Here is a 9,105-nt window from a genome sequence, read left to right on the forward strand (position 1 = left end):
TCGGTTATGTGCGGCGTGCCCTAGCCGCCGATGGCGTCGCGGAACTTCCCCGCCATCACGGCGGTCGCCGGTGTGCCATCGCCGCGCGGCGACCAGGTCGTGTACTTCTGGTGCACCTGCGAGCCGTAGAAGGTGGCCGCGGTGAAACCCGCGTCGACGAGCTGCGCGAGGTCGGCCGCCCCGTCGCTGGTGGCCGCGGCCGCCACCGACTGGCCCAGCCCGACCAGATCGGATGCGGCCGCCTGTTGGCCCATCTGCGCGGTGAGTGCCGTCGGCCCCGAGTGCAGCGCCGAGGCCGGGGTTTCCTGGCCGCCGGTGAACACTCCGAGCGCGATATGGGCGATGTTGAGCCCGATCGGCAGGAGTTGCCCCAGGGCAAGGGGGTTGCCGGTCTCGACGACCTGCCAGGCGACTTCTTGGAGTTGGCCGACTGCCTTGGCCAGGCCGATCACGTCGACGTTGTCGAGCAGCCGGCACACCAGCGCCACCGCCTGCGAGACCGGGTCCGGGATCAGCGCGAGTACCTGCGCCACCTGTTCGAGCGGCAGCTTGGATGCCGCTTCCACCAGGGGAGACAGGTTGTTGTTGATCCGGCCGGCGGTGGCGTGTGCCGCGGGGATATCCCCGGCAAGCAGTTGCCCACCGAGCAAGCCGAAGTCGCCTGCGACTCCGAGGTAGTCGACCGAGGTCACGTCCGCGACCATCTGCAATGCCTGGTCGAGCAGGGTGACCGGCTGCACGGTGCGTAGCGCCGTGCCCGCGGCGGTCAGCATGGAGGTGTCCATGCCGGCGATCCCGGACAGCCCCTCGGCAAGGGTGTCGGCCGCCGCCGACACCCCGCCGCCCGCGCCCGGCGTCGACCCGAGCACGTCGGCGATCTGGCCGGCCGTGGCCGCCAGCGAGGCCACGTCCACGTCGGCGAGGCCGGCGAGCAGATCGCCTGCCGCCGACAACGGGGTGCCGCCGTCGGCGGCGGCGATCTTGTCTTGCGCGGCCGGGTTCGTCGACAACCACGCCTGCGTCTGCCCTACCGGGGTCAGCGTGTCGGCGATCATCGCCGCCTGGGAGGCCACCGCCGAGCGGCGTGACCAGCCCACCGGCGCTTGCGGATTCTCGCCGAGCTGTTCGACGCGCGCCGGTAGCCGTTCTGCGGCGCGGACGGCGGCGGCCAGATGGGCGCCGCCGTAGTCGGCGCCGAGCTCCGCGGCCATGCCGGTGCCGCCGCCTGTCTGGGACATCACCCGCGCCGGCTGCGCTGGCGACGTCCTCGCGGAGGTGTCCCCCGCCTTGCCGCCAGCGGCGGGCCCGGTGTCGGGGGCCGGGTCGTTGCCGAGCACCCGGCCCAGCGACGACAGAAAGCTGTTCTTGGCAGCAGCGATGTTGCAGTACTTGTCGTCCGGGTGGCAGATGTCGAACACGTGGCCCGACAGGGCGCCGAAGCCGCGGGGGTTCGGCCCGGCGATGCCCTGCCCGGCAAGCGGCGGGCCGATGATCTTCGCGCCGTCGGTGCCGCGCCGCGGGTTGGCCAGCAGTCCGACCGCCTCGATCTGGGCGGCCGCGACCGGGCCGTCGCCGTGGCCGATGGCCACGGCGACATCATTGGCGATCTGCGCCCCCTGCGAATACCCGGCGAGGACGTACTGCGCGTCCGGGCAGCGACGCATCAGGTTCGTCACATCGGCGATGCCCTGGTCAACGGACTGTGAGTACAGCATCCCGTTGAACGCGGCCGCAGGATACGGCGGATACACCACCGCGATCGAGGCACCATAGGCGTCTTCCAACGCGGTTCCGACCTGCCCGAGCAGCCCGGCCGGCACGGCCGGGTCCGCATGCTCGGAGGTCTCCCCCGTCCCGGGCACCAGCACCGCCATGAACCCATCGCAGCCGCCGCTCGCGACGGCCGCCGTCGCCGTCGTCGCCGGAAGTGTCGCGGCCACCGCCGCCGACGCCACCGCCGCGGCGGCCGCCCTTACTGCTACCCGCTTCATGCCCCGCGCCCCCCTGTATTGGATATCTTCACCACGGCCCACGTGCCGTCCGGCGCCTTGCGCACCTGGAAGGTCTGCTCATAGTCGACGGTGTCCCCGCCCGGGCGGTGTTCGGTCACCGACACCGCGTACAGCGTCGGCGATACCTGCGACTCGGCCAGGCAGTACGTCGTGCCCGGCGGGATCGTGTCGATACCGGCTTGAATCGTCTCGGCAGGCCCCGCGGCCGGGGTGCCGTCGGCGATGAGCGCCCGCACCGCGGCCCCGTCGCGGGCCACGTAGTAGGCGTGCTCCAACGCCCGGATCACCCCGACCCCAGACCTGACATCGCCAGCGGGGGCGGCACACCCGGCCGCGGCCGGGTCCGCGCCCGCCCCGCCGCCAAGACCGGCCTGCCCAGCCGGGGACGACGCGGCAACGGCGCTGTCGCTATCGCCTGATCCGATGAAAGCGCCGACCGCGTACACGCACGCCACCACCGTCAGGGCGGCCACGACCACGGCCGTCAGCAACCGCCGAGGCGGGCGACGCCACGGCACACGCACCGTCCGGCGAGGACGCTCCGCGGCCGATTGCTCGACCCCGCGCCCTGGGCGGGGGGCGCCGAGGTCGTCGATGATCGGGCCCTGCGTCATGGTCATGCCTCCGGGAGAGCTGCCTGCACTGCTGCGGCCGCTGCGTCGACGGCGTCGCCGACCGCGGGCGGCGCTGCATCCACGGCCGCCGCCACGGGCTCGGGCACCTCCGACCGCCACTGCGGAGCCGCCACCGGCGTCTGCTCCGACTGCGGCGACACGTCCTGCGCCGCCGCAGGCGTGACCGGAGCCGAGGCCGGCGGGACTGTCTCTGCCTGTGCGGCATTCGCGGCGTCCGCGGTCGTCTGCTGTGGGGCCGGTGTGGGTGTGGGTGCGGGCTGCGGATCGCCGGTGACGGCCGCCGTCGCGGCGGCGGCAGCGTCGCCCACTGCCGTCGCGGCGGGGCCGGTGATGACCGCGGCCTCGGCGGCCGCGTGATCCGCGGCGGCAAGGATCGCCTCGCCGCCCGGCTGGCCGGCGATCGCCTCACGCGCCTGGGCAGTGGCGGTCGCCGCATCGCGCTGGGCCTGCTGTCCGGCGTTGACGGCGCCGCGCACCGCGTCCGCCGCCGCGGGGTTCTCCCGGTCGAGGGAGTAGATGGTCTCGTGTGCCTGCCGGTATGCGGCGTCGGCGTCCGGGCGGTCGATCTGCGGCAGCGCGAACTCGTCGACCGGGTCGACTTCGCCGGCGCCGAACGCGTTCGCCGCCAGCGCGGCGGCGCCGCCGCCGAGCGCGGCCCCGGCGGCCCCGCCGGCCGCGAGCCCCGCCGCGCCGCAGGCCGTTGCGGCCGCAGTGCCGCCGACGAGGGTGCCGGCGACCGGGCCGATCGGCGGGATCACCGGAGTACCCAGCCCGGCGCCGAGTGCCATGCCGGGGCCGACACACGCGGCGGCCGCGGGGACGGCGACCAGGGTGCCGCCGGCCAGGCCCCCGGCGACGGCGCCCGCGGCGCCCGCGGTCACTGTCGCCGCCGCCCGCTTGTCCGCCTCGGTACCCGATACGCCCTGGTCGCGCTGGTAGTCCGACACGGCCGACTCGACCCAGGAGGCGGTGTAATTGGTGCGCTCAGCGGCCTCGTCGGAGACGTACCAGGGGATATCCGACTGGTAGAAGCCGATCCGCAGCTTGCCCTCGGGCGGGCGGATCGGGCGGACAACACCCGCATCGGTGACCGCATCACCCTTGTCGGCGGCGGGTGCAGGCGTCGACTGCGCCCCAGCGTCGGCGTTCTCCGGGGCCGCCGTGTCGCCCGACGGAGCCACGGGGGTGTTGACGACCGGCTGCGTCTGCCCCGTCCCGCCGGCGTCGAGATAGTCCGGTGCGTCACGCATCGGAGCGTTCGCGATCGGGGCCGGGGCCGGCACCCACGTGTCGGCATCGCCGACAGTCTCGGGCTGCGGCGCCGGAGTGGGAGCAGGCGCAGGCTCCGGTGCGGGCGCGGGCGCCGCGGCTTCCTCACTGGTTCCACCAAGGCCCGGCTGGACTCCGGCCGTTTCGCTGTCACCGCCGCCGAGCCCAGGTTGAACGGTTGTTTCATCGGCGCCCACGTCGGCCGCGGGCACCCGGTAGATCGCGGGCTGAGCTGCTACAGCGCTGGTCGCAGACAGAACACTCGCACCTGTCAGGAACGTCGCAACTATCGCTGCTCGTGGTGCCGATGCAATCCGGTTGTGCCGTCCACTCATCGTCTCCCCTTCGTCGGCGGCCCCTCGCTGATGCATGACGCGGGAGGACTTCTGTTTCTTCATAATCACCTTTTGAGCACTACTGTATCCATAATAATCGCACTCGACTCCCCCGTCAAGTCTTCCACCCTTGTATAACTATCTAGAATAACGTCAGCAGAGTATCAGAACGCGGCCGGAACCGGAGACAATGACAATCACGAATGACCTGGACTGCCCCCGACTAGGAGAAACCGTGCCCCGCAGCGTTGTCCGCGGCTTCTCTGGCGCGCGACTGCGCCAGCGCCGCACCGAGCGCGGTTTCACGATCGACGACCTCGGCGACCTGGCAGGCGTCTCGCCCCCCGTCGTCTCAGGCTGGGAGACGGGAAGATACTCGCCCACCCCCCATCTCCTCGACCGTGTCGCCACGGCTCTGCACATCACCATCCAGGACCTGGTCGTGTTGCCTCCGGAGAAGGCCATGCTCAGCGACCTGCGGACGCAAGCCGGACTCACGCAAGCCGATGTCGCCAAGGCCCTGGGCATCTCGCCGAGCACCCTGGGGCGGATCGAGAAGGGCCGCAAAGACATCGATGACGAGCTGCCGGCCGCGCTCGCCGAGGTGTATGAGACGACTACTGACCTCGTCATACGCGCCTGGGAACTGACGGTTGCGACACGCGCGGCCCATCTGCGTACACTGTGATATAGCTTTATAGAATAAAATCTCGCCCGCGATGGCTTCGGCGTGTCGCCGCAAGTCCGCCCTCATCACGTGGTTCGCTAGCAGGCAGCACCATTCGGAACCAGGTTCCAGCCGCGAAGGAGGACCCCATGGCGATGCCGTCGAAAGGACAGAGGTCGTATATCCCGGTACGACTCCCGGTTCAGCTCCTCGAGGCCGTGGAACGCGCGCGCGCCAACGAGGGGGTCTCCTCGCGGAGTCAGTACGTCGCTGACGTACTCGCGGAGCATCTCGGTGCCCACGAGCTCGTCGAAGAGAGGGGGAAGCAGCCGCAGACGTTGATCGCCTGATGGACCCCAGATAAAAGAAGAACCCCAGCGCGCCAACGCCGGGGTCTTCCAAAAAGTTGAGAGAGCCGCAGCTACTCGGTCTCTCCATCCCCGAAGGGACTTACCTTGCCTGGTACGTCTCAGGGTAGCTCATACCCTGCAACAGTTTCAACGAACCCAGACGACGAACTCGACGTCGCTCTCGCCGCCGCGAAGAAGCGGGTAAAGCAGGCGGAAGCGTTAGCGGCGGACCAGCGTGGCAGCTCGTTCATGCTGCCTGTGGCCGAGAGCGCCTACACCACCGTCAACGCCTGGACCGGCCGCCACGACTGGCTCAATCAATGCCGGTGGGCCATCCGCACCCCCGACGGCGAGCGCCTGCGCAAGTACCACAAGGTCGCCCTGCCGACGTTCCTCGTCGCCATCGTCGCGATCGCGGCGTTCGCGGACTCGCGGACCGGAAGGGACGTGGCCGCCGCCGGCCGAACAATCGCCCGCCACGCAGGTGTCGGTAGCGCGAAAACCATCCAACGCACCCGCGCGGTCCTGCGCGCCCTCGGCCTCGCCGTCGAGATGGCGCGCGGACGCGTCCTCACCGGCGACGAGCACTACGCCGCCGAAATCCACCACGGCGGCCGGCAGCACCGCGCGGCTTCCCGCTGGGCGCTCACAAGCCCCGTATGGGCGGTCACCGGAGCCGCAGCCGAGCGTCGCCGCAAGGCCAGCGGCTCCCCCGCCAAGGGCAAAAGTCGAGGCAGAAACTCTGTCCACCTATCCCGTTCTTCTTACGTACGTAAGAAGAACTCACCTAAGAAGGTAACTCACCGACGCGCGCGTGCGCGCGAGGCAACGCGCCATGCGCCCAACCCCATTCCCCGCCGACCGAGACCCCTGCACCTGCAACGGGCCGCCGCCGAGCTGCTGCGCATCGCTGTAACGCTCGATGACGGCCGACATCCCGGCAGTGTGTGCGACGCCATCGAGTCCGCCGGCATCGACACAACACGCTGGCGCGGCCGCGACATCGCCCGCGCCCTCGACCACGACACCCGCGAACGCGGCTGGGTGTGGCCCCACCGCTCACAAATCACCGACCCCGGCAGGCTGCTGCGCTGGCGCCTCGCGCGCATCGACTTCACCGGCCCCTCCCCCGCCGACCGCGCCGCCGCAGCACACGCCGACCGCGTGCAGCGTGCCGCGGCACGCGCCGCCGATCGAGGCCCCGGCAGCACCCCCGCCGGCCGGGCCGCCGCGCTTACGCTGTTCCGCCGTTCGCAGAAGGCCAAGCAGGAAGAACGCCGAAACCAGAACCGGTGTCTAGGATGAGCACTAACGCTTCCACCTATACCCGCTTAGGAACCCACCGTGAGCACCTTCGGCGACCGCCTGAACCATCTCGTCGAGACCGTCCACCCGGCCTCACGCGGGCCGCTGTCAAACGCCGAGATTGCCCAGGAGCTCACCCGGCGAGGACACAAAGTCACCGCCTCCTACATCGCCCAGATTCGCCGCGGGACTCGTGGGACCACTGGCGTCGCAGGGCAACTCGTCCTGCACCTTGCCAGCATGTTCGGAGTTGAACCGGACTACTTCTACGACGACGACTTCGCCGCGGACACCGATCAGCAGCTCAAACTGATCGCGGCAGTGCGTGACTCGGGAGTCGAGCGCATCGCGACGCGCTCGATGGGCCTCTCCGCAGACGGTCTCGACGCCGTCGAAGGCTTCATCGAGCACCTGCGCAAGGTCGAGGGTATGCGCGCCTCACGCGAGAAGAAGCGCAAGCCAGGAGACGCCGGCACCAAGAGCAAAACCCGCTAGGGCCTGATTGAGAGTGTGATCGCGCAAGACCAGCCGTGACCAGCCGATCAATACAGCCAGTGGAACTGCGAGCAGCGCCCACGGACTGATGAAGCCGACGCCGAGGACGATCCAGGCCCCTGCGACCGCGGTATGCACGCTGATCTTCCACCGGGCAATGACCGTGATCGCGCCGATGAGCCCGATCGTCGCTACTCCGGCGACCGTCATTGCGACGATCCACGTCGGCGCCGCCGCGACCAGCTCGATCACCAAGGCGGCCACGGCGAGAGCGATGATGCCGCCGAGGACCGCTGTGCGCTCGTCGCGGTTCGTCACGTGCACATCACCGACACTGCGGCGCGCCATCATCGCGACGATCATCAGGATCGGCAGAATCCCCGCCATCACGGAAACGAACAGCGACCACCACAGATCACCGCGAACGGCCCCGAAAACTACCGGCACCACGGCATTGAGAACCCACGGTGCACCGATGTTGGTGACTATCCGCGCCCACCCGGAAGTTTCTGCGGTCGAGACTGTGCCCTGCGCATCGCCCATTGTCGAAGATCCTCCCCGTCATCGTGTAGAAGCTGTTCCGTGACGCCGGCCGCGTCGGCGAGCTCAGTGACCATCGCGTCCACGTCGTGTGCAGTGTGCAGCGTGCGTGGTGGAGGCGTGCCGACCTCGTCGCGGTACAGACGGCGCACCGCTTGGTACTGGTGCAGCGCCACCGCGGTCCGTGCGACGGGTGCGTAGACGCACCCGACCGCGACGAGGAACAACCCCAGCGCGGCGATGGGCACGATTGCGTCGAGAACGGTCGCGGCGATGCCCAGGGCTCCCGCCCATACACAGAACAGGGCCACCAGCCGCACACTGACGTAGGCCAGGCAGAGAGCGGCGCCGGCGCACATCACCGCCATGCCCTGCCGGTGCGGATCGGACAGACCAGCAGAACGTGCCGTGAGCCGCACCATCGCTACCCCGACGAACACTGCGAATACGTCGACGACCACCTCGGCGGCGACGATCCACGGATTGTGCGCCTCCGTCAGCAGTTCGCGGCCGGAGCCCGCATCGCGGCCTGCGATGAAGAAGAAAGTGGCCTCCGTGGCCACGGCCAGCACCGTCAGGTGCACGGCGGTACCCGCCGGCCTGCCGTGGGTCGTCCGTACCAGGGCCAATGCGGCTCCGATCGCCACAATGAGTGCGGAGCGCGACACCAGGAAAGACCAGACCAAACCTGCGCCGAAGAATGAGTCGATCCACGTGGACCACCGTTCGACGTTGATCGCTGCGGCCACTGCCAGGGCGAACAGCACGACGGTCGTCGCAGCCGCCGATGCGCTGCGGGTGCGCCGCCAGCGGACCGCGCGGATGATGCCAGCCAGGGTCAGCACGCCGGCCGCGGCCGGGCCGGCGAGGATCGCCGCGAGTGGCATCAGCCGAACGCGTCCGCGAGAACGCCCGGCCGGGTAGCGCGTCGATAGCCGGCCCGTCGGCGCAGCTCGTAGCAGAGCAGTGCAGCGAACTGCTCCGCCTCCCACTCGATGTGATCCCACTCGACGCGGCTACGGCGCCGGCGCAGCGTCCATGCGAACGCGGAGGTGTCCGCGTTCGGCGCCCACCGGTTCAGTGGCACCGCCACGCCTTCGTGGCCCAGCATCATGTGGCCGAGTTCGTGGGCCACCGCGCGGTCCCGGGTAGGCAGGCCGCGTCTGACGGCGATCGAGTCCGCATCAGGCCACCAGTACCACTGTGCGGTGATCGCGCTGGGAAGGTTTGCCTCCAAGTCGAGATAGACCGGGCGGTCGCGCAGCTGCTCGATTGCCGGAAGAACCCCCGCCGGCGTGGTCTGATCCGCTCCGCACGCGTCCGCACGGTCCAACACCGTCCGTACTGCTCGTTCAACCCGTCCCCGTCGTAACACGGGTCTCATCATCGCTGTGTCGTCCGAACGGTGTATGCGCGCCCCCCTTGTTTGCCGTCACGCGAGTGTCGGCCGTTCCTCGCCCCCTTCGACGGCGTCGTCGTGCGGCCTGGTCGTAGTGC

General features: G+C 70.0%; 10 protein-coding genes. 4 read left to right on the forward strand and 6 right to left on the reverse strand.

Annotated elements, in window-relative coordinates; genetic code table 11:
• Window positions 1-20: 20 nt before the first annotated feature.
• Genes FO059_RS18205 through FO059_RS18215 form a run of 3 tightly spaced genes read right to left on the reverse strand, consistent with a single transcriptional unit; the run spans window position 21 to window position 3,897 of the window.
• The gene (locus FO059_RS18205) at window positions 21-1,991 is read right to left on the reverse strand and encodes a cutinase family protein (protein WP_143910931.1); all 1,971 of its coding nucleotides are present in this window, start codon (window positions 1,989-1,991) and stop codon (window positions 21-23) included.
• Complete coding sequence (locus tag FO059_RS18210; RefSeq protein ID WP_143910932.1) at window positions 1,988-2,632, reverse strand: hypothetical protein; 645 nt, start codon at window positions 2,630-2,632, stop codon at window positions 1,988-1,990. The genes FO059_RS18205 and FO059_RS18210 overlap by 4 nt, the downstream gene beginning before the upstream one ends.
• The gene (locus FO059_RS18215) at window positions 2,629-3,897 is read right to left on the reverse strand and encodes a hypothetical protein (RefSeq protein WP_143910933.1); all 1,269 of its coding nucleotides are present in this window, start codon (window positions 3,895-3,897) and stop codon (window positions 2,629-2,631) included. The genes FO059_RS18210 and FO059_RS18215 overlap by 4 nt, the downstream gene beginning before the upstream one ends.
• A gap of 589 nt (window positions 3,898-4,486) precedes the next feature.
• On the opposite strand from FO059_RS18215, the gene FO059_RS18220 reads away from it, so the two are divergent.
• From FO059_RS18220 to FO059_RS18235, 4 genes are all read left to right on the forward strand, one after another.
• Window positions 4,487-4,939, forward strand: coding sequence for a helix-turn-helix transcriptional regulator (locus tag FO059_RS18220; protein WP_168226671.1), 453 nt, complete (start codon window positions 4,487-4,489; stop codon window positions 4,937-4,939).
• Between the two features lie 128 nt (window positions 4,940-5,067).
• Window positions 5,068-5,268 (forward strand): ribbon-helix-helix domain-containing protein, encoded by a 201-nt coding sequence (locus tag FO059_RS18225; protein ID WP_143910935.1) that lies wholly within the window; start codon window positions 5,068-5,070, stop codon window positions 5,266-5,268.
• A gap of 249 nt (window positions 5,269-5,517) precedes the next feature.
• Window positions 5,518-6,573, forward strand: coding sequence for a Rep protein (locus tag FO059_RS18230; RefSeq protein ID WP_143910936.1), 1,056 nt, complete (start codon window positions 5,518-5,520; stop codon window positions 6,571-6,573).
• A 39-nt stretch (window positions 6,574-6,612) separates the two neighbouring features.
• Window positions 6,613-7,068: a transcriptional regulator gene (locus FO059_RS18235; RefSeq protein ID WP_143910937.1), complete on the forward strand. Its 456-nt coding sequence runs from the start codon at window positions 6,613-6,615 to the stop codon at window positions 7,066-7,068.
• Here the strand turns inward: FO059_RS18235 and FO059_RS18240 are convergent.
• From FO059_RS18240 to FO059_RS18250, 3 genes are read right to left on the reverse strand one after another with little or no spacing between them, the layout of a single operon-like run.
• Window positions 7,012-7,611, reverse strand: a complete 600-nt coding sequence (locus tag FO059_RS18240; RefSeq protein ID WP_143910938.1) for a phosphatase PAP2 family protein — start codon at window positions 7,609-7,611, stop codon at window positions 7,012-7,014. The two genes, FO059_RS18235 and FO059_RS18240, sit on opposite strands and share 57 nt — an antisense overlap.
• Window positions 7,554-8,495 (reverse strand): hypothetical protein, encoded by a 942-nt coding sequence (locus FO059_RS18245; protein ID WP_143910939.1) that lies wholly within the window; start codon window positions 8,493-8,495, stop codon window positions 7,554-7,556. The genes FO059_RS18240 and FO059_RS18245 overlap by 58 nt, the downstream gene beginning before the upstream one ends.
• Window positions 8,495-8,944: an ImmA/IrrE family metallo-endopeptidase gene (locus FO059_RS18250; protein WP_143910940.1), complete on the reverse strand. Its 450-nt coding sequence runs from the start codon at window positions 8,942-8,944 to the stop codon at window positions 8,495-8,497. The genes FO059_RS18245 and FO059_RS18250 overlap by 1 nt, the downstream gene beginning before the upstream one ends.
• Window positions 8,945-9,105 lie beyond the last annotated feature (161 nt).

Origin of the sequence: Tomitella fengzijianii (assembly GCF_007559025.1) — a bacterium.
Lineage (GTDB): Bacteria > Actinomycetota > Actinomycetes > Mycobacteriales > Mycobacteriaceae > Tomitella > Tomitella fengzijianii.

Coding starts and splice junctions, on each gene's coding strand:
- FO059_RS18225 (WP_143910935.1), top strand. CDS start 5,068: ATGGCGATGCCGTCGAAAGGACAGAGGTCGTATATCCCGGTACGACTC.
- FO059_RS18240 (WP_143910938.1), bottom strand. CDS start 7,611: ATGGGCGATGCGCAGGGCACAGTCTCGACCGCAGAAACTTCCGGGTGG.
- FO059_RS18205 (WP_143910931.1), bottom strand. CDS start 1,991: ATGAAGCGGGTAGCAGTAAGGGCGGCCGCCGCGGCGGTGGCGTCGGCG.
- FO059_RS18230 (WP_143910936.1), top strand. CDS start 5,518: ATGCTGCCTGTGGCCGAGAGCGCCTACACCACCGTCAACGCCTGGACC.
- FO059_RS18210 (WP_143910932.1), bottom strand. CDS start 2,632: ATGACCATGACGCAGGGCCCGATCATCGACGACCTCGGCGCCCCCCGC.
- FO059_RS18215 (WP_143910933.1), bottom strand. CDS start 3,897: ATGCGTGACGCACCGGACTATCTCGACGCCGGCGGGACGGGGCAGACG.
- FO059_RS18245 (WP_143910939.1), bottom strand. CDS start 8,495: ATGCCACTCGCGGCGATCCTCGCCGGCCCGGCCGCGGCCGGCGTGCTG.